Source organism: Mycobacterium europaeum (genome assembly GCF_002102155.1).
Taxonomy (GTDB): domain Bacteria; phylum Actinomycetota; class Actinomycetes; order Mycobacteriales; family Mycobacteriaceae; genus Mycobacterium; species Mycobacterium europaeum.
In genome coordinates, this window is the sequence record NZ_LQOU01000016.1 from 147,330 (window position 1) to 173,252 (window position 25,923).

Below are 25,923 nucleotides of genomic sequence, written 5' to 3' on the forward strand. Positions count from 1 at the left end.
TTGTTCGCCAGTTCGAGGAGTTGTGCCATGGAGTCGCTCATCGAATGCGTTTCTGGATCCCCAGCCGCTTCGTGACCGATGGCGACCCAAGACTGTGCTTCTCCGGTTCTGGCCTTGGTGCGCGGTCTCGTCGAGGAGGTTCACCCGCAGGCCGCGCCGCCTCGGGTGACGCTTGACAGCCCTTTCGACGCGCTCGGCATCGGCAGCCTGGAGCTGGCGGAATTGTTGTCGCGTGTCCAGGACAAATTCGGGGTGGCGCTGCCGCCCCATATCCTGGCCAGCGCGGAGACACCGCGCGACCTGGTGGCGGCCCTCAACCCGGCCCTGGCGCACGGCCGCCCGGCGGTGCGAACGGGCCGCGGTGTCGTTTCGCTGCCGGCCACCGCGCCGCCCGCCTCGACGCCGGAGTCCGCGCAGAGCCTCAACGACATGCTCAACTGGCACGTCGGCGCCACGCCCGACCGGATCCACCTCCGCATCCTCGACGACGCCGGCGACCCCGCCAACAACTCCGACATGAGCTATGGCGCCCTGCATCGGGAGGCGGCCGCCGTAGCCGCCGGGCTGGTCGCACACGATGTGGTGCCGGGCGAAGCGGTCGCCATCATGTTGCCCACCTCTCGGGCGTATTTCGTGACCTTCGCCGGCGTGGTCCTCGTCGGTGCCGTGCCCGTCCCGGTCTATCCACCGGCGCGCCCCTCCCAACTCCCGGATCACCTGCGCCGCACCGCCGGCATTCTCAGCAACGCCCGTGCCACGATGCTCGTCACGGTCCCCGAGGCCGTCACCCTCGGTCACCTGCTGCGCTCGAATGTCGAAAGCCTGCGTCATGTCGTCGTCCCCGAATCCCTCACGCGCGCAGGCGAAGGCGCGACACCACCCCTTCCCCGGCCGCGGTCCGAGGACCTCGCGCTGTTGCAGTACACCTCCGGCAGCACCGGGCAGCCCAAAGGGGTCGCACTGACGCACCGCAACCTGCTCGCCAACATCCGGGTGATGGGTCAGGCCGCCGGGGCGACCGGATCGGACACGTTCGTCAGCTGGCTGCCGCTCTACCACGACATGGGCCTGATCGGTGCGTGGCTCGGTTGCATGTACTTCGGTGTGCCGCTGGTGGTGATGAGCCCGCAGGCCTTCCTGATCCGCCCGTCGCGCTGGCTCTGGGCGATTCATGCCAACCGCGCCACCATGTCGGCAGGCCCGAACTTCGCCTACGAACTCTGCCTCTCGAAGATTCGCGACGACGAGATCGAGGGACTGGACCTCAGCAGCTGGCGTTTGGCCTACAACGGCGCCGAGCCGGTGAGCGCTGACACCATCGAGCGCTTCGGTGATCGCTTCGCCCCGTATGGCTTTCGCAGGGAAGCGATCACCCCGGTGTATGGGCTGGCGGAGTCGTCGGTGGGGCTGGCGTTCCCGCCGTTGGGCCGCGGTCCGGTGATCGACCGGATTCGACGAGATGTTTTCGCAAGGTCCGGACAGGCCGAGCCCGCCAGGCCCGGGGAGCGCGACCTCCGATTCGTCGCCTGCGGCCGGCCCCTGCCGGGACATGAAATCCGCATCGTCGACGCCGCCGGCAACGAATTGGGTGATCGCCGCGAAGGCCGCATCGAGTTTCGCGGACCGTCGGCGACCGCGGGCTACTTCAACAACCCGGCGGCGACGCGTGCGCTGTTCCGCGACGACTGGCTCGACACCGGCGATCTCGGGTACACGGTCGAAGCCGACGTCTACGTGACCGGCCGGATCAAGGACATGATCATCCGGGCCGGACGCAACTTGCACCCCGCGGAACTGGAAGAAGCGGTGGGTGACATCAAGGGGGTCCGCAAGGGCTGCGTGGCGGTGTTCGCCTCGCCCGATCCCTCCGGTGGCCCCGAGCGACTCGTCGTCATGGCCGAGACGCGGGTGCTCCGAGACGACGCACGCGCCGCGTTACGCTCCGAAATCGTGGCAACCACAGTCGATCTGCTGGGGGTGGCGCCCGACGATGTGGTGCTGGCGCCGCCGCGCACGGTTCTGAAGACATCCAGCGGCAAGATCCGGCGGTCTGCCAGCCGGACCCTCTATCAGGCCGGCAAGATCGGCGCGCGACCGCGCGCGCTGTGGTGGGAATTGGCCCGGCTCCGCTTCCGCGGCGCGGCACCGTCGCTGCGCCGCGCCCGGCGCGCGGCGGGGGACGTGGCCTTCGCCGGCTACGCGTGGGCGGTGTACACAATCCTCGGGTTGTCGGTCGCGGTTTTATTGCTGGTGCTCCCACGCGCGCGGTGGCGGTGGCGGGTGGCGCGGGCCGCGGTCCGGCTGCTGGCCCGTCTCACGGGAACCGCGATCACCGTGCACGGCCTCGACCACCTTCCCTCGGGCACGTCTATCGCGGTGGCCAACCACCCCAGCTGGATCGATCCGTTGGCGCTGGCTGCCGTCATGCCGCAGTCGTTTCTGTTCGTCGCCGCCGAAGTGCTTGAGCACCAAGGGATCAACGGATTCGTGCTGAGGCGGCTGGGCCACCAGTTCGTCGAGCGCCACGAGCGCGAACACGGCGTCGCGGACGCGGACCGGCTGGCCGGCCTGGTGCGTGCCGGCCAATCGCTCGTCATCTTCCCCGAAGGCCGCCTGGCCCGCGCACCCGGCTTGCGGCCGTTTCACATGGGTGCCTTCGTGGTGGCCGCCCAAACCGGGGTGCCTGTCGCCCCGGTGGCTATTCGCGGGACCCGGACCGTACTTCGTCCAGAGCACCACTTCCCGCGACGCGGGGCCATCGACATCACCGTCGGAGAGCCGATCAACCCCTCCGGGAACAGCTGGACGGCGGCCGTCGAATTACAGCGCGCCGTGCGAGAGGCCGTCCTGCGGCTGTCCGGGGAGCCGGACGTCGAATGACCGGACAGCCGTGGCGTCGAGGTTTTACTCGCCGTGCTTGCTGACGGCCTGACCGGCGCTTCGGATCACGTTCCGGAAGAACTCGATGCGCGCGGTGACCAACTCGTCGGCCAGGTCCAGGGCGGCGTCGACGACGGTCTTGCGTCGTGACTGTTCGGGCAGCACCGGACTGATCTGGTCGACGAACTTGCGGACCGCCTCGATCGCTTGCTTGCGGCCGTTCTCGACCGATTCCAGCACGTCGTCGGAGAGCTCGGCCCAGCGCGGCTCGGTCTTTTGCGGTGCCTCTGGCATGATTCCCCACTCCTTAGGTCATAGCTGCATGTGCGGGTCCGACGTTGCGAGGCCCGGGCGCCCGGCGCGAGAGACGAAAGACCCTTCGCGCCCGGTCAGATGACCCCGGCCGGTGCGCGTGCCGTCGGTCTGCCTTCCAAGGACTTTCGCGGCCGTGACCGGGCCGTAAGTCCCTAACACGCCGATTTGCGCGCCTGCTAACTTGCCATCATGGCGGTATCGACCAACGGCGGAGCTCCCCGGCGCGGCCCGTTGCCTTTGAACGCGCCCGGGGGCGTCGGCTTGGGCAGCGCCGTCAAACCGTTCACCAGCACCGGTCGGTACGTCGCCGAGTCATGGCGCGACTACCTCAGCCAGGGGCCCGACGAGCTTCCGATCGCGCGGCCCACCCTCGCCCTGGCGGCACAGGCGTTTCGCGACGAGGTCGTCCTGCTGGGCCTGAAGGCGCGACGCCCGGTCAGCCGCCCCGAGGAGTTCGAACGGATCACCAGCGAGGTGGTCGCGGGGCTGAAGTTCTACGGCGACCGTGGATGGCTCGACAACCCCAAGAGATTCTTCGGTGCCCCGCCGCCGCTTTCGGACGTCACCGTGCGAAAGGTCAAAAAGGGCAAGCGTTCCTACTACCGCATGTCCTTCGACAGCGGATACCTGCCCCGGCCGGGCGAACCGGGCGCGGACCGGTGGATGAGCTACACCGCAAACAACCGCGAATACGCCCTGCTGCTTCGCCATCCGCAACCACGGCCGTGGTTGGTGTGCATCCACGGAACTGAAATGGGCCGAGCCGCTTTGGATCTCGCTCTGTTCCGGTCCTGGCGGTTGCACGAAGATCTCGGTTTGAACGTCGTCATGCCGGTCCTGCCGATGCACGGCCCGCGCGCCAGGGGCCTCCCGAAAGGCGCGGTCTTTCCCGGGGAGGACGTCCTCGACGACGTGCACGCGACCGGGCAGGCGGTATGGGACATCCGGCGGTTGCTGTCCTGGATACGCCGGCAAGAGCCCGAATCGCAGATCGGGCTGAACGGTTTGTCGCTGGGTGGCTACATCACCGCGCTGGTTGCCAGCCTCGAACCCGGGCTGACGTGCGCAATCCTCGGTGTCCCGGTCGCAGACCTGGTCGGCCTGCTGAGCCGGCACTCCGGGCTCGCCCCCGGCGATCCCCGCCGGCAGACGATCGAACTCGCCGAGCCCATCGGACGGATGACGTCGCCCCTGTCACTGGCGCCGCTCGTGCCGATGCCCGGCCGCTTCATCTACGCGGGCGTCGCCGATCAGGTGGTGCATCCCCGGGAGCAGGTCATCCGCCTCTGGGAACACTGGGGCAAACCCGAAATCGTGTGGTACCGCGGCGGGCACACCGGATTCTTCCGCGCGCGACCGGTGCAGCGGTTCGTCGAAGCGGCGTTGCAGCAGTCGGGTCTGTTGAACAGCGCCGTCGACCAGCGCGACCGCCCCGCTTAACCGCGAGAGGTTCGGCGATGAATCTGCTGGATCCGCTCGACGCGGCGATGATGACCGCGGAATGGGTGTCCAACCCGATGCACGTCGGTGCCGTGCTGATCCTTTCGCCGCCCGGCGACGCCGGGCCCGACTACGTCGACGAGCTGCATCGAACGACACTGGCCGGCAACGGTTCGATCGATCCGCGACTGCGCAAGTACCCGCATCGCGGTGTCGACACCGGTGGCATGTGGGTCTGGCGGCACATGGATCCGGTCGACGTGAGCCGGCATTGCCAGCGGCGCACGGTTTCCGGTCAAGGTCTGTGGCGGCTGATCGGCGAGTTGGACGCGCTCGGCCTCGACCCCGCACGGCCGATGTGGATGTCGTATCTGATCGACGGCCTCGACAGGGGCCGGTTCGCCTTTTACATCAAGGTGCATCACACCGTCGTCGACGGGGTGGCCGGCTTCCGAATGATCACCGATGCGCTGAGCGACAACCCGGATCGGCGCTCGATGCCACCGTTTTACGCCGACTCCCGCGGCGAGCCCACGGGGTCGACGGCGACGGGCGGGCTGATCTCCCGGTTGCTGTCGCCGATACGGTCGCTCACCGGCGCCGCCGCCTCGGGTGCGGGGCTGGTCGGGCGGGTGGCCACCGGCGAGATCGCCACCGTGCTGGACGCCCTGGTCGGGCACACCACCGCGTTGCCCCTGGGGGCGCCCTACACCCGGTTCAACGGCCGCCTCGGCCCCGAGCGTGCGGTCGCCGCGGGCAGCTGGGCAAACGACCGCATCCACGCCGTGCGGCAGGCGGCCGGCGTGACCGTCAACGACGTCCTGACCGCGATGGCCGCCGGGGTTGTCCGCCGCTGGTTACGGGACAGGGGGGAGCTGCCCAAGCGGTCGCTGGTGGCGGCCTGCCCCATCACGGTGCGCGAGCGCGAGCAGGAAATGCCAGACGATCGGCATGCCAACAGGTTCGGGCTCTGGATGTGCCCGCTGGGCACCGACCTGGACGACCCGCTGGCCCGACTGAACGCGATCCACCGATCAATGTCGGAGGGAAAGCGCTGGGTGGCCAAACGGGGAGCGGCGGCGTCACTGCTGACGAACGCCGGAAGCATCGCGACCACGGCGATCGGCCCGCTGCTGCCGTTCGCGCCGAAGATCCGGACCGGGTACAACCTGCCGATCTCGCACGTCCGCGGCCCGGCTGCGGAAATGTATTGGAACGGCGCGCGAATCGAGGAAATGTATCCGGTTTCGACGGTCTACGACGGCCACGGGCTCAACATCACGACGTGCTCATACGCCGACCGGGTCGGCTTCGGCTTCGCCGCCGGCCGCGACGTGGTGCCCGATATCGAGACGCTGGTACCTCTGACCGAGCAGTCGCTGGCCGAGCTGGAGGATGCCCTGGGGGCCGCCTGACCGCGGCGGCACCGTGATGCGCCCGGGCCATTCGTCGAGGCCGAACGGGGACGAACGGCCCTAGAAGGTTACAGGCGACGGGCCATACGTTCAGCATGGCATCGGAAGATCCGATGCCCCGGCACGAAACATTCGGATTGCAAACCGGCGAATACAGATGGGCGGGGCTGTGGCGTTTTTCAAGGTGGTCGCAGCCGACTTCGACGGCACCCTCACGTCGGGCGGCAAACTGGACCCGGAGGTCCTGCGGGCGATCGACCGGGCGCGCAGCGATGGCTTGGCGATCGTGGTCGTCACCGGCCGCATCGGGGCCGAATTGCACGCCGAGTTCCCCCAGTTGGCCGGCCACGTCGACGCGCTGGTGCTCGAGAACGGCGCCGTGGTGTCGTTCGACGGGGAGGCCAGGGCGCTCGCACCTGCGGTGGGTCCGGAGCTGGACAAAGCGCTCACCGAGCGGGGGATCCCGTTCCGGCGGGGCCAGGTGCTGGTGGCCGTCGACGGTGAGCACGTTGCGGCCGTCGGTGAGGTGATCGGTGAGCTGGAAATGGACTACCAGCTGATCCGAAATCGCGCCGCCCTGATGGTGTTGCCGGCGGGGATCACCAAGGGCACCGGCTTGACCGCGCTCCTGGAAACCATGAACCTGTCGCCACACAACACGGTGGCGGTGGGCGACGCGGAAAACGATCTGTCGTTGCTCGGTGTGGCCGAGGTCGGTGCGGCGGTCGCCAACGCCGTCTCGTCGCTTCGGCGATCCGCCGACGTGGTGCTGGACGAGCCGGGTGCGGCCGGTGTGGCCGGGCTGCTGAACAGCCCATATCTCTCTGGGGCGGAACGGTTCTGCCCGTCGCGCCACTGGCTCGAGATCGGAGCGTTCGAGGACGCAACCCCCACCAGATTGCCGGGGAGCCAGGCACGGATCCTGGTCACCGGGCCGGCCGCGTCGGGAAAGAGCTACCTCGTCGGCCTGATGGCGGAGCGATGGATCTCGGCCGGCTACTGCGTTCTCGTCATCGACCCCGAGGGGGATCACCTGCAGCTGCAGCAACTCGGCCATGTGCAGGTCGTCGACGCCGGTCATCACCTGCCCGAACCCGCCGAGTTGGTCGACGCCCTGCGGCCCAATTCCGGCATGGTGGTCGATCTGTCCGGACTGGCCGAGCCGGGCAAGACCGACTACGTGCACCGACTTCGGGCGACCGCTGAGGCGCACCGCGAACACTACGGCTTCCCGCACTGGGTGGTCTACGACGAGGCCCACCTCCTGGGCATCGGAGAGGAAGCGCATTGGGCGCGCCGCGGCGGCTACGTCCTGTGCTCGTTCGTCCCGGCGTCGTTGCCCGCCCACGAGGCCGACAGCAGCGACGTCGTGCTGACGCTCACCAGGTCCGACACCGCTACAGACCTCGCCTCGCGGCGCCGGGCCACCATCCGATTCGGCTCGGGGCCACCCCGCGAATTCACCATCGGGGAACGCCACACCAGGCACGTCCGGCACCGCCACAAATACGCCGATATCCACCTTCCGGCGGAGCGGCGGTTCTACTTCCACAGCACCGACGGTCTGCCGATCGCACCGGCCGCAACGATGCACGACTTCACCGTTGCGTTGCGGCACCTCGACCAACAAGCGCTCGAATACCATCTTGAACGGGGCGACTTCTCCCACTGGCTGGAAGGCACCATCGCCGACAAGGAGCTCGCGGCGCGGGTGGCGGCCTGGGAGGACGACCTGGAAGCCCGTCGCGCCGCCGACCTGGAACGCATACGCCAACAACTGGTGGAAGCGGTCGAGAAGCGTTACCTGCCTTGGCAAGAACGCCACTGAGCCCGGTGCGGGCCGACCCCAGGTGGCGTGTTGCGGGAAGTGATCAGCCTCGCGCCAACCGCGAGGCGCGGCCGACGTGGACCATGATGCGTTCCAGGACGGTATTGGACAGGTCGCCGTCGTCGGCAACGCGAGACAGCCCGCGGCGCCGCAGGAACGTGTCGAGGCGTCGATCGGGGGACCAGTCGGCATAAATCGGGCCGAGATACCGCGACTGCAGGAATTCCGAAGCCAGGGCGTCCACGTCAGAGTCGGTCAACAACATCGTCGGGCTATTACCCATAGCCGTGATGCTCCTTTGTTCAGCCGCAAATCGCACCAGCAAAATTACGTCAGACGTCACCATTATTGCGTCACGCGCCGATTGCGGATAGGGCCCAAAGTCATCACCGGAATCCGCCTGCGCTATCGCCATGCGGGGCCCGGGCGACGCTGCCCGGGCCCACGCTTCAGCCGGTTATTTGACGGCGACTTTGACGTGCTTCTCCTCGGGTGCGGGCTGCGAAACCGGCACGGAGACAGTCAAAATGCCCTTGTCATAGGTGGCCTTGATGTCGTCTTCGTTCGCGTTGGACGGTAGCGAGACGGTCCGGACGAACGAGCCGTAGCAAAATTCCGATCGGCCGTCGAATTCGTTCTTCTCGCTGCGCTCGGCCTTGATGGTGAGCTGACCGTCGCGGACTGTGATGTCGACGTCCTTGGCCGGGTCGATGCCGGGAATCTCGGCGCGCACCTCGTAGCGGCCGTCGACCATTTCGTCTTCCAGCCGCATGAGCCGGGTGTCGAACATCGAACGGAGTCCGGCGAACGACGGGAAGGCCGAAAAGAACTCGGGGAACAGCGTGTGCGGCTTCTGGGCCGCGGGCAGCGTGGTGGTCATGGTCTTCTCCTACAGATGTGTCACTTGCCTCAAACGGACATCTTCGATCCGACCATGCGAGCCGGCGCCAGGGTAGGGACGGAAGTCCTTATCCCGTTTCCGGCGACGACTTTTGGCGCGGCGGGGATACTCGGATGATGGTCGGGACAGCGCGGTCCGCGCGGTGGCCGTCGAGCGTCCGGCGCCGCGACGGGCGGCTGGTGCCGTTCGACGTGGGCCGCATCGAAACGGCGATCGCCCGGGCCGCGCGCGAGGCCGGGCATCGCGACCCCCGCCTGCCCGGCGTGCTCGCCGGGTCGGTGGCCGACGCCCTGGTGGGCCGGCCCCGGAGCGGAATCCCGACGGTCGAGGACATTCAGGACCTGGTCGAGGCGCAGCTGGCGGCGGCCGGCCTCGACGACGTGGCCCGCGCGTACGTCGTCTACCGCCAGCAGCACGCCGAACTGCGCGCGACCAAAGAACTGATCGGCGTGCGCGATGACCTGAAGTTGAGTGTGGCCGCCGTGACGGTGCTGGGCGAACGCTACCTGCTGCGTGACGACCGTGGCAGGCCCGTGGAGTCGACGGGCGAAATGATGGACCGCGTCGCGAACCATGTCGCGGGGGCCGAAGAGAAGTACCGTCGCGGGTCCTCGGCCAGGTGGTCCCAACGGTTTTCGGCGATGCTCCGCGGCCTCGAGTTCCTGCCCAACTCTCCGACGCTGATGAACGCCGGCACCGAGCTGGGCATGCTGTCCGGGTGTTTCGTTCTCCCGGTGCAGGATTCGCTGCACTCGATCTTCGCCGCGCTCGCGCAGGGCGCGGACATACACCAGGCCGGGGGAGGGACCGGATACACGTTCAGCCACTTGCGGCCCGCCGGTGACCTGGTGGCCCGCACCGGGGGTACGGCCAGCGGGCCCCTGTCGTTTCTCCGGCTCTTCGACTACGCCGCCACGGTCATCTCGATGGGCGGCCGTCGGCGGGGAGCTTCCATGGCGGTACTGGACGTATCGCACCCCGACATCTACGACTTCGTCACCGCCAAATCCAGCGCGGCGAGCGAGCTCAACCAGTTCAACCTCTCGGTCGGGGTGACCGACGAGTTCCTGCGCGCCGTCGGGGCCGGCCGCAGCCACCGACTGGTCAACCCGAGGACCGGCGCGACGGTCGCGACGGTCTCCGCCGCCGACCTGTTCACCGCCATCTGCGAGGCGGCGCACCGGTGCGGCGATCCGGGGCTGGTGTTCCTCGACACGATCAACCGCGCCAATCCCACGCCGGCGCTGGGCCGGATCGAGGCCACCAACCCGTGCGGGGAAGTGCCGTTGTTGCCCTACGAATCGTGCAACCTGGGGTCCATCAACCTCGCCCGGATGGTGAGCGGCGGTGGCGTCGACTGGGACCGGCTTGCCGCGGTGGCCGAATTCGCCGTGCGTTTCCTGGACGACGTCATCGACGTCAGCCGCTTCCCCTTCCCGGAGATCGAGGCGGCCACCACGGCGACGCGCAAGATCGGGTTGGGCGTCATGGGCCTGGCCGAACTGCTGGCCGTCCTGGGCATCCCGTACGACAGCGAGCGGGGGGTTCGCTTGGCCGGGCGGATCGCCCGCACCGTCGGCCGGGCAGCGCGCACCGCCTCGGAGCGGCTGGCCGAGGAACGCGGACCGTTTCCGGCCTTCCCCGACAGCCGGTTTGCGGGGTCGGCGCCACGGCGCAACGCCCAACTCACCTCGATCGCGCCGACCGGCACGATCTCGCTGATCGCGGGGACGAGCGCGGGGATCGAGCCGATGTTCGCGATCGCCTATGTGCGTGCCGTCATCGGGCGGCGCCTGCTCGAAGTCAACCCGTGTTTCGACCGCCTCGCCCGCGACCGGGGTTTCTACCATCCCGACCTGATCGCCGAAATCGCCCGGTGCGGCGGCGTGCGCGGGGACCCGCACGTGCCCGCCGAGGTTCGTGCGGCGTTCCCCACCGCGGCGGAGATCGCCCCGGAATGGCACCTGCGCATGCAAGCCGCCGTGCAGCGGCACGTCGACGCCGCGGTGTCGAAGACCGTCAACCTGCCGGCGGAGTCGACCGTCGAGGACGTCCATGCGATCTACCTCGCCGCGTGGAAGGCGAAGGTGAAAGGCATCACCGTCTACCGCTACGGCACCCGGGCCGGGCAGGTGCTCAGTTACGTGGGATCCGACCAGGCGCTGCTCGCCGCCGACGCCACGTTCAGCGGCGGTTGCCTGGGACGGCGGTGCGAGTTTTGACCGTGTCCAAAGTGGGGCCGACGGGGGTCGAACGGCCCTAGCGGGGGCCGCGGGCACCGACCTACGTTCGGAGAGGACGCCGCGGCCGAATCGCCAGGCCGCAACGACTTTGGAGGTTTGAGGTGCGCGATGCGATCCCGCTGGGGCGGATCGCCGGCTTTCCGGTGAATGTCCACTGGAGCGTGCTGGTCATTTTGTGGTTGTTCACCTGGAGCCTGGCGAGCACGCTTCCCGGCAGCGTCAAGGGGTATTCGCCCGTCGCCTACTGGGCGGCCGGCGCGTGCGGCGCGCTGGTGTTGCTGGCCTCGCTGGTGGCGCACGAACTGGCGCACGCCGTCGTCGCGCGCCGCGCCGGGGTCTCCGTGGGCAGCGTGACGCTGTGGCTGTTCGGCGGCGTGACCACCCTGGGCGGCGAGGCGAAGACACCCCGGGCCGCCTTCCGGATCGCGATCGCCGGCCCGGCCACCAGCCTCGCGCTGGCGGCCATCTTCGGTGGCCTCGTCGCCGCGCTGCCGACGGTCGGCGCCGCACCCATCGTGGTCGGCGTCGCCTCCTGGCTGGCCGGCATCAACCTCCTGCTGGGACTGTTCAACCTGCTGCCGGGCGCCCCCTTGGACGGTGGCCGGGTGCTGCGGGCCTACCTGTGGCGGCGCCACGGCGACAGCGTGCGCGCCAGCATCGGGGCCGCGCATGCCGGCCGGGTGGTCGCGTTCATCCTGATCGCCTTGGGCTTGGCCGAATTCCTGCTGGGCGGGCTCGTCGGCGGCGTCTGGCTGGCGTTCATCGGCTGGTTCATTTTCGCGGCCAGTCGCGAAGAGGAGATGCGCATCTCGACCCAGCAGATGTTCTCCGGGGTGCGCGTCGGCGACGCCATGACGGCCCGGCCGCACACCGCTCCCGGGTGGATCAGCGTCGACGACTTCGTCCAGCGCTACGTGCTCGGCGACCGTCACTCGGCGTACCCGGTCGTCGACCAGAACGGGTCGGTCTCGGGACTGATCACGTTGCGGCAGTTGCGTGACGTCGCGCCCGGGCGCCGCGCCGCCACCACCGTGGGGGAGGTCGCGCAACCGCTGCACGAGGTCCCGTCCGGCGCCCCCCAGGAGCCGTTGACCGCTCTGCTGGAGCGGATGGCGCCCGCCGGTCCGCACAGCCGTGCCCTGGTGTTCGAGGGCGGTCAGGTGGTCGGCATCGTCACCCCCACCGATGTGGCGCGGCTGATCGAGGTCTACCGGCTCGCCCATCCCGACGACGCGAAACCGGCGTCGGCTCAGAGCATTTAGGCCACGACGATCGAAGTCACGGTTTGTGGGCGACGATGGCGACGGCGGCCAGCCGCTTGCGGTGCCGGCGGAACGTGCGGCGCATCGTGAGGACCCGCCTGCGGGCGTCCCGGTGGACGAGCACGTTGCGGGCGAAGCGCAGCGCCCCGAGCAGCCCTTCGTCGGCCACCAGCCGGCGTGGCTGCAGCAGTGCCATCGGGGCCGTCGCGACGTGGTCGACCACCAGCCCGTGTTCGGCCAGCAGCCGCGACCATTCCGCGATCGTCAACGGTCGCGCGTTGACCTTGATCGCCTGGGCCAGCGATCGCCGGATATCGGTGCTGACCTCGTCCGGCACCGTGTCCGGTGTCAGGGCCAATTCGTGGATCGCGTACCGGCCCCGCGGCCGCAGCACGCGCGACGCCTCGGCGATGATGGCGTGCTTGGCCGCGTCGCCGTGCATGGTCAGCATCGCCTCCCCGATGACCACATCGGTGCTGGAGTCGGGTAACCCGGTGGCCGCCGCATCGGCGACACGGACGTCGCCGTTCTCGACACCGAGTTCGGTGAGCACGCCGCGAACCACGTTGGCCGCGTCCGGATCCCCCTCGGCGCCGACATACGACCGTGGCCGGCGTGCCACGATTTCGGTGGCGGTCCGGCCCAGACCCGGAGCGAGCTCCACCACGTCGGAGTCGGCCACCCCGGCGCGGGCCAGGAGTGTGCGGGTGAGCTCGAGGCCCCCGGGGCGAAGGACGCGTTTGCCGAGGCGGGCCAACAGCCAATGGCCCGCCACGGCGGCGTCGGTGCGACTCGCCGCAGGCAGGGGAGGCCGCACGTCGGCCCGTGGCTTGCTCATCAGATTGCCCGCCCCGCAGCGCATTCCAGAATCTGTTTCACCGGTTCTCCCAACGCGGTCGTTTTTACAACTGATGTTGTGTAAACTCTATCGCATGACGTACGTGATCGGAAAGCCGTGCATCGACGTGATGGACCGCGCCTGCGTGGAGGAATGTCCCGTCGACTGCATCTATGAGGGCGGTCGGGCGCTCTACATCCATCCCGACGAATGCGTGGATTGCGGTGCGTGCGAACCCGTGTGCCCGGTCGACGCCATCTACTACGAAGACGACCTGCCTGAGCAGCTCAAACCGTACCTGGCCGACAATGAGGCGTTCTTCGCCGAAACGCTGCCGGGCCGCGAGGCTCCCCTGGGATCCCCGGGCGGGGCGGCCAAGATTGGCCCGCTGGGTGTAGACACGCCTTTGGTGGCCGCCCAGCCGAGGGCCGACCAAGCGGAAGGAGCGTGAGGGCCCGTGAAGTTGCCGCCCGCGTCGATCGGGGAATCCGCCAGCCGGCGCCGCGAGGTGCTGCGGGTGTTGCGGCGGTCGGCCGATCCCATGAGCATCGCCGCGATCGCCGAAATGCTGGGCGTGCACCCCAACACCGTCCGCTTTCATCTCGACAGCCTGGTCGGCGACGGGCAAGTAGAGCACGTCGAGCCGGGCCGCAAGGGCCCGGGCCGCCCGCCGCTGATGTTCCGCGCCGTCAGGCAGATGGACCGCGGCGGCACGCGGCACTACCGCCTGCTCGCCGAGATCCTGGCCACGGCGTTCGCCGGAGAGCGCGATGCCGGCGCCAAGGCCCAGGCCGCGGGCCGCGCCTGGGGGCACAAACTGGAATCCAGCGTGGAAGAGGTCCCCACGCCGCCCGCCAGCGCGGACGACGCCATCGACCACCTCGTCAACATGCTCGACGAACTCGGCTTCGCGCCCGAACGCCGGGTGGCCGACGGGGAGCAACAGGTCGGCCTGCGGCACTGCCCCTTCCTCGAGTTGGCCGAAAACCGGACCGCCGTCGTCTGCCCGGTACACCTGGGCCTGATGCAGGGCGCCATGGAGGCGTGGGAGGCGCCGGTGTCCGTCGACCGGCTCGACGCGTTCGTCGAACCGGATTTGTGTGTGGCGCACCTGGCTTTGCAGAAGGCGGCCACATGAGCACCGGGCCGGCGATCGCCGTCGCCGTCACCTTCGTGTGGCTGGGCATGGTGCTGGCCATCTCGTTCCTGGAAGCGCCGCTGAAGTTCCGCGCGCCCAACGTGACCCTCCAGATCGGGCTCGGCATCGGGCGGCTGGTGTTTCGCGCCCTCAACACCGTCGAGGTCTGCTTCGCCCTCGTCGTCCTGGCGATCGTGGTCGCCGGCCCGACGTCTCGGGGCATCGTCGCGGCGATCGCCGTCGCCGCCGGCGCGCTGGCCCTGCAGCTGATCGCGGTGCGCCCGCGATTGACGCGCCGATCCGACGCGGTGCTCGCCGGGTCGGACGGGCCGCGCTCCCGGGCCCATTACGTGTACGTGGCCTTCGAGGTGGTCAAGGTCATCGCGCTCGCCGTGGCGGGGATACTGCTACTGACGGCCTGATCTCCTCCGCCCAACCGCAAAGGACTCAGCTATGGAATCGATCTCGTTGACCAGCCTCGCGTCCGAAAAGCTGGCCGAGGCCAAGGAATCGCACAGCGGGCGGGCCGCCCACACCATCCACGGTGGCCACACCCACGAACTTCGGCAGACCGTGCTGGCTTTGCTTGGCGGCCATGAGCTTTCCGAACACGACGGCCCCGCGGAGGCAACGCTGCAGGTGCTGCAGGGCCACGTGCGCCTGACCACCGGCGGTGACGCCTGGGAGGGCAAAACCGGCGACTATGTCGCGATCCCGACCGAACGGCACGCCCTGCACGCGGTCGAGGATTCGGTGGTCATGCTGACCGTGCTCAAGACCATTCCCTCGGTTCACTAGCCGGATGCTTTCCACGCCCTGGTCAAGAGAATTCGGGCTGCGGGTACCGATCGTCAACGCGCCCATGGGCGGCGTCGCCGGGGGTCGGCTGGCCGCGGCGGTCACCGCGGCCGGTGGCCTGGGCATGGTCGGCATGGGCAGTGTCGGGACGCGGGACCTGCTGCGAGCCCAGCTGCAGCACGTGCGGGGAACGTTCGGCATCGGCCTGGTCGACTGGGTGATGCGCACCGAGGCGGGGTTGCTGGAGGACGCCCTGGCCGCGCGGCCGGCGCTGCTGTCGGTCAGCTTCGGGACCGACTGGTCCTGGGTCGCGAAGGCGCACGACGCCGGGATTCCTACCGCCACACAGGTATACGACGGTGTCGGGGCGCGCCGGGCGGCCGATGCGGGCGTCGACATCCTGGTGGCCCGCGGCTCGGAGGGCGGCGGGCACGGTGAGACCAAGCTCGCGACCCTGCCCTTGCTCGACGCCGTGCTGGACGCCGTGTCGGTGCCGGTGCTCGCGGGCGGCGGCGTCGCGTCGGCGCGCAGCCTGGCCGCCGTGCTCGCCGCCGGTGCGAGCGGGGCGTGGGTGGGCACCCGCCTGGCGGCGTGTCCGGAGGCGCTCTCCGGCGACGGCAGCCGCCACGCACTGATCGCGGCCCGGGCCACCGACACCGCGGTCACCCGGGCCTTCGACGTCGCCCAGGCCCGGCCGTGGCCCGCCCGGTTCCCGTCGCGGGTGCTGGCCAACGACTTCGTGGAGCGCTGGACGGGCAAGGAGGACGCGCTCGACCCGCAGGCCTGCGACGAACTCGCGGCGTCCATCGCGGCCGACGATCGCCGGGTCGCCCCGGTGGACGCCGGTCAGGGTGTCGGGATGATCCGCGACGACGCGCCGGTGGCCGCAGTGATCGACGAAATGTGCTCCGGCGCAGAGCGTTTGCTGGCGGGCTGGGGCTCGGCGCGCGCCTAGCCGTCGCCCGGGGTCAGCACGACGCAACAGCGGTCCTGCCCGGGGCATAGCCGGGCGTCGGGCCCGTGCGGCGCCAGGGCATCGGCCACGCCGGTGATGAGTGCGTGGTTCATGTTGCAGGCCAGCTCGGTCTGCTCCCGGGCGAGCGCGTGGAACGGGCAGTTCGCGAGTTCGATCCGGCGGCCCACGGTGTGGGGTTCGTAGCCGTACCTGCTCAAGACCTTGGCGGCGACCCTGAGCCCGGCCGCCGCGTTGGCGGGCCGGCGCGCCGTCGCTCCGATGGTCCGTCCGTAAGCGCGCGCGACCCCGTTGAGGACCTCGACCACGGGCTCGCCCGTGCTGGCGGACTCCGCGATCGCCGTCGCCATCAGCCGCCCCGCCAATTCGTATTCGCGCTGGGGCAGACTGACGGCGATGTCGCGGCGCGCGCGGCGATACAGCTTGGATGTCCGCCCCGCACCCGGCCCGGACCGGCCGGTCACGCGTGCGTAGTCGCTTTCCAGCAGCCCCTCGGCGGTCAACCGATCCAAGTGGAACTTGGCCTGGTGCTGGGCGACCCCGACCGCGTCGGCCGCCTGGTCGCGGCTCACCGGGGCGGATTGCGCGCACACGTATCGGTAGAGCTCGCGGCGCACCGGATCGGCGAGCGCCCCGATGCCGGCGGCGTCGCGTTCCAGGGAGTCGTCGTCCACGTTCACGCCATTTCTAACGGATAAAACTCTTGACGCTACAGTCTACTGATTCTAGCGTTCAAATTATTATCCGTTAGAAGAAGGAGGCGGCCATGAGCACCACTAACACGACACCCACGTTCGCGGCCCAGCTGAAGGATCCCGCGCTGTCGGCGTACTACGCACTTCGCACGGTCTTCACCGTCGCGCCCATCGCGTTCGGGCTGGACAAGTTCTTCAACGTGCTGACGTACCCACATCACTGGAGCATGTACCTGGCCCGCTGGATCGACGACCTGGTGCCCGGCACCGCCGACCAGTGCATGCACCTGGTGGGCGTTGTCGAGATCGTGGCCGGCGTGCTGGTCGCCGTCGCCCCGCGGTTCGGCGCCTGGGTGGTCGCGGCGTGGTTGGCCGGAATCATCGTCGACCTACTCACCGGGCCGGGCTTCTACGACGTGGCGCTGCGCGACTTCGGGCTGCTGGTCGGCGCCATCGCCCTCGCCCGGCTGGCGCAGGGCGTGCACAGCGGCGCCATCGGGCGCCCATGACGGTCGGCTCAGACCCCGCGCAGATAGCGTTTGGCGATGACGCGCTGGGCCACCGAGACCACCGGCCCGGCGGCCTTGCTCCACCAGGTGGCCGGCCGCGAGAACGCCGTCACCTCCGCGAACACCGCGGAGGTGACGGGGTCATACCGGACGACGAAGCGTTCCTCGCCGGACTCCGGGTGTCCCGGCAGGGTGCCGTAGGCGAATCCGCGGATATCGGGTTCGTCGACGACATAGACCACCCGGCACGGCGCGGGCAGGAAACCCATGCGCACCACCACCACCGTGTCGACCTCGGCGACTTCGGAGCTGGGCCGCACCCGCAGGCCGGCGCCGTGCTGCATCCCCCAGCGCATGACCGCGTGGGCGGCCTGCTCGAAGCGCTGCCTGCCCGCGCCGATCTGGGTCTCGGTGTGCAGGTGACCGTAGCCGGCGGGTAGCGCGCCGGAGGCGGTCGCTCCCACCTCGGTGTACGTCAGCGGGAGGCCCTCGAGCGCTGCTAAGTCCACTTGCCCAGCTTGCCACGGCGGGATGCGCGCCGGCATTTGCGGCGTACGGTCGTAAAAGTGACCGCACAGAACTCGAAAACCGTTGCAGAAGCGTCCGGAACGTTCACCCTCGGTGGCGACCTGACCGTCAATCGACTCGGCTTCGGCGCCATGCGCCTGACCGGCAAGGGCGTCTGGGGACCGCCGGCCGACCGGGACGAGGCGGTCAGGGTTTTGCGGCGCGCCGTCGAACTCGGCGTGAACTTCATCGACACCGCCGACTCCTACGGCCCCTACATCGCCGAGGACATCATTCGCGAGGCGCTGCACCCTTATGACGGGCTGGTCATCGCCACCAAGGCGGGCCTGCTGCGCACCGGACCGGATGTCTGGATCCCGCTGGGCAACCCGAGCTATCTGCGCCAGGAATGCGAGATGAGCCTGCGCCGCCTGGGCGTCGACACGATCGACCTGTTCCAGCTGCACCGCATCGACCGCGACTTCCCGCTGGCCGACCAGGTGGGCGAGCTGCTGGCGCTGAAGAACGAGGGCAAGATCCGCCACATCGGCCTGTCGGAGGTCAACGTCGACCAACTCGCGGAGGCCCAGCGGATCACCGAGATCGTGTCGGTGCAGAACATGTACAACCTGTCCGCCCGCGGCGCCGAACCGCTGCTGGACGCCGCGACCGAGCAGGGCATCGGCTTCATCCCGTGGTTCCCCCTGGCGGCCGGGCCGCTGGCCGCCGCCGACGGCCCGCTGCAGCGCATCGCCGGCGAGCACCACGCGAGCCCGTCGCAACTGGCGCTGGCCTGGTTGCTGAAGCGGTCGCCGGTGATGCTGCCGATCCCGGGCACCTCGAAGGTGGCGCACCTGGAGGAGAACGTCGCCGCCGCCGAGATCACGCTGTCCGACGAGGAGTTCGAAACCCTGTCCGCGGCCGGGGCTCAACAGACGGTCTGACCGTCACTTGGCCCGCGAAACTGTATTCCACGACACGTTTCGCGGGTCGGCCCGTCCGTAGTTGCAGTCTCGCGGCCCGGATACGGTGTCCGGATGACCAGCGAACGGGCCGGGCATCCCGGCGGTGGGTTCAACCCGCCGGAGCCGACGACCAAGGGCGGCCCCGACTACGGCAGGTTCATCGACGCCGTGCGCACCCTGCAGGACCACGCCCGCGCCGTCGACGCGCCCGACGCGGTGATCACCGAGGCCGCCGACCTGCTGGACAAGGTGTCGGCGCTGCTGAGCCCGTTCGACGCCGACGAATGGGAGTCCCCGTCGGGCCGCCGGATGGACCTGCCGATGCGCGGCAACATCCTGAGCGTGCCCATGAAGGCCCGCAAGACCGACGACGGCCGCATCCAGGGCACGGCCCGGTTCGCCCGGTTCCACCTGGGCCGCAACGGCGCCGTGCACGGGGGATGCCTGGGACTGCTGTTCGACAGCGTGCTCGGGCTGACGTCCGCGGTGCTCACCGGGGGCCCCTACCAGCGCACCGCCTACCTGAAGATCGACTACCGGCACATCGTGCCGATCGAGAAGGAATTGCGGTTCGACGCCGGCGTCGACCGGGTGGACGGGCGCAAGATCTTCGTGTCCGGCCGGTTGACGGACGGCGACACGCTGCTGACCGAAGCCGACGCCCTGTTCGTGCGGCTCAAGCCCGGTCAGCCCTGACGGCCCCGCCGTCGGCGCCGGGCCGGTAATGGCTTGAGCCCTGGCTCGCCCGCCCCGATAGCATGGCAACGACTAATCACGGATCGTTAGTCACCCCCCGAACGACTGAGCCCTGGAGACCCAACGCGATGAGCGCCCCCGCAAACCGATCGCCGCAGGCCGACGGCGCCGACCCGCAGGCCCCGATCCGGGTGCCCGCCGGGACCACGGCGGCCGCCGCGGTGCGCGAGGCGGGGCTTCCGGGCCGGGGGGCGCCCGACGCGATCGTGGTGGTGCGCGACGCCGCCGGCAAGCTGCGCGACCTGAGCTGGGTGCCCGACGCCGACGTCGACGTCGTGCCCGTCGCCGCCAACACCGACGAGGGCCGCAGCGTCATCCGGCATTCGGCCGCGCACGTGCTGGCCCAGGCCGTCCAGGAGATGTTCCCGCAAGCCAAGTTGGGGATCGGCCCGCCGATCATCGACGGCTTCTACTACGACTTCGACGTGGCGGAGCCGTTCACCCCGGAGGACCTGGCGGCGCTGGAGAAGCGGATGCGTCAGATCGTCAAGGACGGGCAGCTGTTCGAGCGCCGCGTCTACGAGTCCAAGGACCAGGCCCGCGCGGAGTTGGCGAACGAGCCCTACAAGCTCGAACTGGTGGACGACAAGTCCGTCGGAACCGAGCACATGGCCGAAATAATGGAGGTCGGCGGCGACGAGCTCACCGCCTACGACAACCTCAATCCCCGCACGCGGCAACGGGTTTGGGGCGACCTGTGCCGCGGGCCGCACATCCCGACCACCAAGCACATCCCGGCGTTCAAGCTGACCCGAAGCTCCGCCGCCTACTGGCGGGGTGACCAGAAGAACGCCAGCCTGCAACGCATCTACGGCACCGCGTGGGAGTCGCAGGAGGCGCTGGACCGACACCTCGAGCTGCTCGCGGAGGCGCAACGCCGCGACCACCGCAAGCTGGGCACCGAGCTGGACCTGTTCAGCTTCCCCGACGAGATCGGTTCGGGGCTGGCTGTTTTCCACCCCAAGGGCGGCATCATCCGGCGGGAGCTGGAGGAGTACTCGCGGCGCAAGCACGAGCAGGCGGGCTACGAATTCGTCAACACCCCGCACATCACCAAGGAGCAGCTCTACGTCACCTCTGGGCACCTGGAGTGGTACGCCGACGGCATGTACCCGCCGATGCACCTCGACGCGGAATTCAACGATGACGGCACGGTGCGCAAGCCTGGCCAGGACTACTACTTAAAGCCGATGAACTGCCCGATGCACCACCTGATCTATCGGTCGCGGGGCCGGTCTTATCGCGAGCTTCCGTTGCGGCTCTTCGAGTTCGGCAGCGTGTACCGCTACGAGAAGTCGGGCGTGATTCACGGGCTGACCCGGGTACGCGGAATGACCCAGGACGACGCGCACATCTATTGCACACTCGAGCAGATGCGCGACGAGCTCACTTCGGTGCTGCGTTTCGTGCTCGATCTGCTCAGCGACTACGGCCTCAACGACTACTACTTGGAGCTCTCCACCAAGGACCCGGAGAAGTACGTGGGCTCCGACGATGTGTGGGAGGAGGCCACGCGGATCCTGCGTGAGGTCGGCGAGGCGTCCGGCCTGGAACTGGTGCCCGATCCGGGCGGTGCGGCGTTTTACGGCCCGAAGATCTCGGTACAGGTCAAGGACGCGCTGGGCCGCAGCTGGCAGATGTCGACGCTGCAGGTCGATTTCAACATGCCCGACCGCTTCGACCTGGAATACACCGCCGCCGACGGTTCGCGGCAGCGTCCGGTCCTGATCCACCGCGCGTTGTTCGGGTCGATCGAGCGGTTCTTCGGCATCCTCACCGAGCACTACGCGGGGGCGTTCCCGGCGTGGCTGGCGCCCGTGCAGGTGGTCGGCATCCCGGTCGCCGACGAACACCTGCCCTACCTGGAAAGCGTTGCCGCGCAGTTGAAATCGCACGGGGTGCGGGTCGAGGTGGACGGCAGCGACGATCGGATGGCCAAGAAGATCGTCCACCACACCGCCCAGAAGGTGCCGTTCATGCTGCTGGCCGGTGACCGCGACGTCCAGGCCGGGGCGGTGAGTTTCCGCTTCGGCGACCGCACGCAGATCAACGGCGTGCCCCGCGACAGTGCCGTCGACGCCATCGTGGCCTGGATCGCGGATCGCGAAAATGCGGTGCCCACAGCCGAACTGGTGAAGGTGGCCGGCGGTGAGTGATCCCGAGGACCGCGCCGATGACACCATCCTGGACACCGGTGTCGGCCAGAGCGACCACCTGCAACGGCTGTGGACGCCGTACCGGATGACGTACCTGGCCGAAGCGCCGATGAAGCGCGGCCCCAACTCTTCGGGCAAGACCGAGCAGCCGTTCACCGACATCCCGCAGCTGTCCGACGAGGAGGGCCTGGTGGTCGCCCGCGGCGAGCTCGTCTACGCCGTCCTCAACCTCTACCCCTACAACCCGGGGCACCTGATGGTCGTGCCGTACCGACGGGTGTCCGAGCTCGAGGACCTCACCGTCGACGAGAGCGCGGAACTGATGGCCTTCATCCAGAAGGCGATTCGCGTCATCAAGAACGTGTCGCGGCCGCACGGCTTCAACGTCGGCCTGAACCTGGGCAGCTCGGCGGGCGGGTCGCTGGCCGAACACCTGCACGTGCACGTCGTGCCGCGCTGGGGCGGCGACGCCAACTTCATCACCATCATCGGCGGGTCCAAGGTGATCCCGCAGTTGCTGCGCGAGACCCGCCGGCTGCTGGCCGCGGAGTGGGCCGGCCAGCCATGAGCCTCGAGCGCACATGAGTAAGGTGCCGTTCCTGTCGCGAGCGGCGTTCGCGCGGCTCACCACGCCGACCGCCCGGGCATGCCTGCGGATCGGGCTGACACCGGACGCGGTCACCGTTCTGGGCAGCACCGGATCCGTGGCGGGGGCGCTCACGCTCTTCCCGATGGGCAAGCTGTTCGCCGGTGGCTGCGTGGTGTGGTTCTTCGTGCTGTTCGACATGCTCGACGGCGCCATGGCCCGCGAGCGTGGGGGCGGCACCCGTTTCGGGGCCGTGCTGGACGCCACGTGCGACCGGGTCAGCGACGGGGCGGTGTTCTGCGGGCTGGCGTGGTGGGCCGCCTTCGGGCTGCACGACAAGCTGTTGGCGGTGGCGACGCTGATCTGCCTCGTCACGTCGCAGGTGATCTCCTACATCAAGGCCCGGGCCGAGGCCAGCGGGCTGCGCGGCGACGGCGGCCTCATCGAACGGCCGGAACGGCTGATCATCGTGCTGGTCGGCGCCGGGGTGTCCGACTTCCCGTTCGTGGCCTGGCCGCCCGCGCTGCCGGTGGCGATGTGGCTGCTGGCGGCGGCCAGCGTGCTCACCTGCGTGCAGCGGCTGCACACGGTGCGGACCTCGCCCGGCGCGACGGAGCGCATGCCGTGATCCCGGGCACGAACCTGATCAGCGCGCCCCGCCGGATGGTGTCCGGCACCGCGGCCGACTGGACGTACGCGGCCGGGTGGATGGCGGTGCGGGCGATGCCGGAATTCGCGGCGCGCACCGCGTTCGCCACGGGGGCACGCTATGCGGCCCGCCACGGCGGCCCCGAGCAGCTGCGCAAGAACCTGGCCCGCGTCATCGGCGTGCCGCCGGCCGAGGTGCCCGACGCGCTGATGCGGGCCTCGCTGGCGTCCTACGCCCGCTACTGGCGTGAGGCGTTCCGCCTGCCCACGGTCGACCACCGCAGGCTCGCCAGGGAAATCGACGATTCGGTCCTCGGCCAAGACAACCTGGACGGGGCGCTGGCCGCGGGCCGCGGCGTTGTCCTGGCGCTGCCGCACAGCGGCAACTGGGACGTGAATGGGGTGTGGCTGGCGCAGACCCGCGGCACCTTCACCACCGTCGCCGAGCGGCTCAAACCCGAGTCGCTGTACCGGCGTTTCATCGCCTACCGCGAACGCCTCGGCTTCGAGGTGCTGCCGCTGTCCGGCGGCGAACGGCCACCCTTCGAGGTGCTGTGCGAGCGGTTGCGCGGCAACGGGGTGGTGTGCCTGATGGCCGAACGCGACCTGACCCGCACCGGCGTCGAGGTCGACTTCTTCGGCGAACCCACCCGGATGCCCGCCGGGCCGGCCAAGCTGGCGATCGAGACGGGCGCGGCGCTGCTGCCCGCGCACTGCTGGTTCGAGGGCGACGGGTGGGGCTGCAACATGCAGCCGCCGCTGGATTGCGGCAGCGGCGACGTCGTGGCCATCACCCAGGCGCTGGCCGACCGGTTCGCCACGAACATCGCCGCCCACCCCGAGGACTGGCACATGCTGCAACCCCAGTGGCTGACCGACCTGTCCGACGCTAAACAGGCGCGCCTCCGGGAGACCTGATGCGCATCGGGATGGTCTGCCCCTACTCGTTCGACGTGCCCGGCGGGGTGCAGTCGCACGTCCTGCAGCTGGCCGAGGTGATGCGTCGGCGCGGGCACGAGGTGAGCGTGCTGGCGCCGGCGTCGCCGCACGCGGTGCTGCCCGACTACGTCGTCTCCGCGGGCAAGGCCGTCCCCATTCCGTACAACGGCTCGGTGGCCCGGCTGCGGTTCGGTCCCGCGACGCACCGCAAGGTGAAAAAGTGGCTTGTCGAGGGCGATTTCGACGTCCTGCACCTGCACGAGCCCAACGCGCCGAGCCTGTCGATGCTGGCCCTCAACATCGCGGAGGGACCCATCGTCGCGACGTTTCACACCTCGACCACCAAGTCGCTGACGTTGACCGTCTTCCAGGGCATCCTGCGGCCGATGCACGAAAAGATCGTCGGCCGGATCGCGGTCTCCGACCTGGCCCGGCGCTGGCAGATGGAGGCCCTGGGCACCGACGCGGTCGAGATCCCCAACGGGGTCGACGTCGACTCGTTCGCCTCCGCGCCGCTACTGGACGGCTACCCGCGGCCCGGCAAGACGGTGCTGTTCCTCGGCCGCTACGACGAGCCGCGCAAGGGGATGTCGGTCCTGCTCGATGCGCTGCCCGGGGTGGTTCGGCGCTTCGGCGATGTGCAACTGCTCATCGTCGGCCGCGGCGATGAAGACGAATTACGCGGCCAGGCAGGCGAATTGGTGAAGCACATGCGCTTCTTGGGTCAGGTCGACGATGCCGGCAAGGCGTCGGCGATGCGCAGCGCCGACGTCTACTGCGCGCCCCACGTCGGAGGCGAGAGCTTCGGCATCGTCCTGGTCGAGGCCATGGCCGCCGGCACCGCGGTGGTGGCCAGCGACCTGGACGCCTTCCGGCGGGTGCTGCTCGACGGCGAGGTGGGGTGCCTGGTGCCCGTCGGCGACAGCGCTGCGCTCGCGGACGCGCTGGTTTCGGTGCTAGAAAACGATGTGCTGCGCGAACGCTTTGTGGCCGCCGGTTCGATGGCCGTCCAGCGCTACGACTGGTCGGTGGTGGCCAGCCAGATCATGCGGGTCTACGAGACGGTCGCCGCGTCCGGCGCCAAAGTCGAGGTGGCCGGCTGATGACGTGGGTGATGGTCGCCACCGCGGTGCTCGTCGGGCTGTTGGCGGTCTTGGGTGCCTGGGCCTATCAGACGGCGAACCGGCTGGACCGGCTGCACGTTCGCTACGACCTGTCGTGGCAGGCGCTCGACGGAGCGCTGGCGCGGCGCGCGGTGGTCGCCCGGGCGGTCGCCATCGACGCCTACGGCGGCGCCTCGGAGGGCAGGCGGCTGGCCGCGCTGGCCGACGCCGCCGAGGCCGCGCCGCGGCAGGAGCGCGAGTCCTGCGAGAACCAGCTGTCCGCCGCGCTGGCGATCGTCGACCCGGCGTCGTTGCCGGCCGGGCTGATCGCCGAGCTGGCCGACGCCGAGGCCCGGGTGCTGCTGGCCCGCCGCTTCCACAACGACGCGGTCCGGGACACCCTCGCACTGCGTGAGCGATTCCTGGTGCGGACCCTCCGCCTCGGCGGGACCGCCGCGCTGCCCAGCTATTTCGAGATCGTCGAACGGCCCCACGCGTTGGCCCACGGCGACCATGGGGTGCTCAACCACCGCACGTCGGCGCGCGTCGTGCTGCTCGACGAGCTGGGTGCGGTGCTGCTGCTGCGCGGTTCGGATCCGGCGCTCGACCGCGACGACGCGCCGAAATGGTGGATCACCGTCGGCGGCGAGGTGCGCAAGGGGGAGCGGCTGGCCGAGGCCGCCGCGCGGGAATTGGCCGAAGAGACCGGGCTGCGGGTCGCGCCCGGCGAGATGGTCGGGCCCGTCTGGCGGCGCGACGAGGTGTTCGAGTTCAACGGCGCCCTGATCGACAGCGAAGAGTTCTATTTCGTCTACCGCACCCGGCGGTTCGAGCCGTCCGATGCGGGCCGAACCGACTTGGAACACAGCTACATCCACGGCCATCGCTGGTGCGATGCCGCCGACATTCTCCGACTGGCGGCGGCCGGCGAGACGGTGTACCCGATGCAGCTGTCCGAACTGCTCAACGACGCGGCCGCGCTGGCCGGTGGCCGGGCCCCGGGCCCGCTGCAACCCATCCGCTGACGG

The 25,923-nt window shown here is 69.5% G+C and carries 26 protein-coding genes; 20 read left to right on the plus strand and 6 right to left on the minus strand.

Annotation, left to right across the window (positions count from 1 at the left end; all coding sequences use genetic code 11):
- Positions 1-78 precede the first annotated feature (78 nt).
- Positions 79-2,880 carry an AMP-binding protein gene (locus AWC03_RS08820; protein ID WP_085240120.1) on the plus strand — a complete coding sequence of 934 codons (2,802 nt, stop codon included), beginning with the start codon at positions 79-81 and terminating at the stop codon, positions 2,878-2,880.
- A gap of 24 nt (positions 2,881-2,904) precedes the next feature.
- Here the strand turns inward: AWC03_RS08820 and AWC03_RS08825 are convergent, their stop codons facing one another.
- On the minus strand, positions 2,905-3,174 hold the full coding sequence (locus AWC03_RS08825) for a hypothetical protein (protein ID WP_085240121.1): 270 nt from the start codon (positions 3,172-3,174) through the stop codon (positions 2,905-2,907).
- 210 nt (positions 3,175-3,384) lie between these two features.
- On the opposite strand from AWC03_RS08825, the gene AWC03_RS08830 reads away from it, so the two are divergent.
- The 3 genes from AWC03_RS08830 to AWC03_RS08840 all read left to right on the plus strand — a co-directional run bounded on the left by AWC03_RS08830 (position 3,385) and on the right by AWC03_RS08840 (position 7,878).
- The gene (locus tag AWC03_RS08830; protein ID WP_085240122.1) at positions 3,385-4,635 is read left to right on the plus strand and encodes an alpha/beta hydrolase family protein; all 1,251 of its coding nucleotides are present in this window, start codon (positions 3,385-3,387) and stop codon (positions 4,633-4,635) included.
- 17 nt (positions 4,636-4,652) lie between these two features.
- Positions 4,653-6,050 (plus strand): wax ester/triacylglycerol synthase family O-acyltransferase, encoded by a 1,398-nt coding sequence (locus AWC03_RS08835; RefSeq protein ID WP_085240123.1) that lies wholly within the window; start codon positions 4,653-4,655, stop codon positions 6,048-6,050.
- 169 nt (positions 6,051-6,219) lie between these two features.
- Entirely contained in the window at positions 6,220-7,878 is a 1,659-nt protein-coding gene (locus AWC03_RS08840; RefSeq protein ID WP_085240124.1) for an HAD-IIB family hydrolase, read from the plus strand.
- A 43-nt stretch (positions 7,879-7,921) separates the two neighbouring features.
- On the opposite strand, the gene AWC03_RS08845 is transcribed toward AWC03_RS08840, so the two are convergent.
- A complete protein-coding gene (locus tag AWC03_RS08845) occupies positions 7,922-8,137 on the minus strand; it encodes a hypothetical protein (RefSeq protein ID WP_208859494.1) in 216 nt (71 codons plus the stop codon).
- A 198-nt stretch (positions 8,138-8,335) separates the two neighbouring features.
- Positions 8,336-8,758, minus strand: coding sequence for an Hsp20/alpha crystallin family protein (locus AWC03_RS08850; RefSeq protein ID WP_085240125.1), 423 nt, complete (start codon positions 8,756-8,758; stop codon positions 8,336-8,338).
- A gap of 137 nt (positions 8,759-8,895) precedes the next feature.
- On the opposite strand from AWC03_RS08850, the gene AWC03_RS08855 reads away from it, so the two are divergent.
- Entirely contained in the window at positions 8,896-11,001 is a 2,106-nt protein-coding gene (locus AWC03_RS08855) for an adenosylcobalamin-dependent ribonucleoside-diphosphate reductase (protein ID WP_085240177.1), read from the plus strand.
- 122 nt (positions 11,002-11,123) lie between these two features.
- The gene (locus tag AWC03_RS08860) at positions 11,124-12,284 is read left to right on the plus strand and encodes a site-2 protease family protein (RefSeq protein WP_085240126.1); all 1,161 of its coding nucleotides are present in this window, start codon (positions 11,124-11,126) and stop codon (positions 12,282-12,284) included.
- 16 nt (positions 12,285-12,300) lie between these two features.
- Here the strand turns inward: AWC03_RS08860 and AWC03_RS08865 are convergent, their stop codons facing one another.
- A complete protein-coding gene (locus AWC03_RS08865) occupies positions 12,301-13,122 on the minus strand; it encodes a class I SAM-dependent methyltransferase (RefSeq protein ID WP_085240178.1) in 822 nt (273 codons plus the stop codon).
- 94 nt (positions 13,123-13,216) lie between these two features.
- On the opposite strand from AWC03_RS08865, the gene fdxA reads away from it, so the two are divergent.
- From fdxA to AWC03_RS08890, 5 genes are read left to right on the plus strand one after another with little or no spacing between them, the layout of a single operon-like run.
- Entirely contained in the window at positions 13,217-13,573 is a 357-nt protein-coding gene (gene fdxA, locus AWC03_RS08870) for a ferredoxin (protein WP_085240127.1), read from the plus strand.
- 6 nt (positions 13,574-13,579) lie between these two features.
- Positions 13,580-14,260 carry a helix-turn-helix transcriptional regulator gene (locus tag AWC03_RS08875; RefSeq protein WP_085240128.1) on the plus strand — a complete coding sequence of 227 codons (681 nt, stop codon included), beginning with the start codon at positions 13,580-13,582 and terminating at the stop codon, positions 14,258-14,260.
- Complete coding sequence (locus tag AWC03_RS08880; RefSeq protein WP_085240129.1) at positions 14,257-14,682, plus strand: hypothetical protein; 426 nt, start codon at positions 14,257-14,259, stop codon at positions 14,680-14,682. The genes AWC03_RS08875 and AWC03_RS08880 overlap by 4 nt, the downstream gene beginning before the upstream one ends.
- A 31-nt stretch (positions 14,683-14,713) precedes the next feature.
- Positions 14,714-15,058, plus strand: a complete 345-nt coding sequence (locus AWC03_RS08885; protein WP_085240130.1) for a cupin domain-containing protein — start codon at positions 14,714-14,716, stop codon at positions 15,056-15,058.
- A 4-nt stretch (positions 15,059-15,062) separates the two neighbouring features.
- Entirely contained in the window at positions 15,063-16,013 is a 951-nt protein-coding gene (locus AWC03_RS08890) for an NAD(P)H-dependent flavin oxidoreductase (RefSeq protein WP_085240131.1), read from the plus strand.
- On the opposite strand, the gene AWC03_RS08895 is transcribed toward AWC03_RS08890, so the two are convergent.
- Complete coding sequence (locus AWC03_RS08895) at positions 16,010-16,705, minus strand: helix-turn-helix transcriptional regulator (RefSeq protein WP_085240179.1); 696 nt, start codon at positions 16,703-16,705, stop codon at positions 16,010-16,012. The genes AWC03_RS08890 and AWC03_RS08895 overlap by 4 nt on opposite strands.
- A gap of 92 nt (positions 16,706-16,797) precedes the next feature.
- On the opposite strand from AWC03_RS08895, the gene AWC03_RS08900 reads away from it, so the two are divergent.
- On the plus strand, positions 16,798-17,235 hold the full coding sequence (locus tag AWC03_RS08900) for an Rv2617c family stress response/phage resistance protein (protein ID WP_085240132.1): 438 nt from the start codon (positions 16,798-16,800) through the stop codon (positions 17,233-17,235).
- 8 nt (positions 17,236-17,243) lie between these two features.
- Here the strand turns inward: AWC03_RS08900 and AWC03_RS08905 are convergent, their stop codons facing one another.
- Positions 17,244-17,744: a DUF1990 family protein gene (locus AWC03_RS08905; RefSeq protein WP_085240133.1), complete on the minus strand. Its 501-nt coding sequence runs from the start codon at positions 17,742-17,744 to the stop codon at positions 17,244-17,246.
- Between the two features lie 57 nt (positions 17,745-17,801).
- On the opposite strand from AWC03_RS08905, the gene AWC03_RS08910 reads away from it, so the two are divergent.
- The 8 genes from AWC03_RS08910 to AWC03_RS08945 all read left to right on the plus strand — a co-directional run bounded on the left by AWC03_RS08910 (position 17,802) and on the right by AWC03_RS08945 (position 25,920).
- Entirely contained in the window at positions 17,802-18,686 is an 885-nt protein-coding gene (locus tag AWC03_RS08910; protein ID WP_085240134.1) for an aldo/keto reductase, read from the plus strand.
- Between the two features lie 93 nt (positions 18,687-18,779).
- Positions 18,780-19,403 (plus strand): PaaI family thioesterase, encoded by a 624-nt coding sequence (locus AWC03_RS08915; RefSeq protein ID WP_085240135.1) that lies wholly within the window; start codon positions 18,780-18,782, stop codon positions 19,401-19,403.
- Positions 19,404-19,531: 128 nt separating this feature from the next.
- On the plus strand, positions 19,532-21,619 hold the full coding sequence (gene thrS, locus AWC03_RS08920) for a threonine--tRNA ligase (protein ID WP_085240136.1): 2,088 nt from the start codon (positions 19,532-19,534) through the stop codon (positions 21,617-21,619).
- Positions 21,612-22,187: an ATP adenylyltransferase gene (locus AWC03_RS08925; protein WP_085240137.1), complete on the plus strand. Its 576-nt coding sequence runs from the start codon at positions 21,612-21,614 to the stop codon at positions 22,185-22,187. Before thrS ends, AWC03_RS08925 begins: the two co-directional genes overlap by 8 nt.
- Positions 22,188-22,200: 13 nt before the next feature.
- On the plus strand, positions 22,201-22,833 hold the full coding sequence (gene pgsA, locus AWC03_RS08930) for a phosphatidylinositol phosphate synthase (RefSeq protein WP_085240138.1): 633 nt from the start codon (positions 22,201-22,203) through the stop codon (positions 22,831-22,833).
- 35 nt (positions 22,834-22,868) lie between these two features.
- Positions 22,869-23,771 (plus strand): phosphatidylinositol mannoside acyltransferase, encoded by a 903-nt coding sequence (locus AWC03_RS08935; RefSeq protein ID WP_085240180.1) that lies wholly within the window; start codon positions 22,869-22,871, stop codon positions 23,769-23,771.
- On the plus strand, positions 23,771-24,895 hold the full coding sequence (locus AWC03_RS08940; protein ID WP_085240139.1) for a glycosyltransferase family 4 protein: 1,125 nt from the start codon (positions 23,771-23,773) through the stop codon (positions 24,893-24,895). The genes AWC03_RS08935 and AWC03_RS08940 overlap by 1 nt, the downstream gene beginning before the upstream one ends.
- Positions 24,895-25,920: an NUDIX hydrolase gene (locus tag AWC03_RS08945; RefSeq protein ID WP_085240140.1), complete on the plus strand. Its 1,026-nt coding sequence runs from the start codon at positions 24,895-24,897 to the stop codon at positions 25,918-25,920. The genes AWC03_RS08940 and AWC03_RS08945 overlap by 1 nt, the downstream gene beginning before the upstream one ends.
- Positions 25,921-25,923 lie beyond the last annotated feature (3 nt).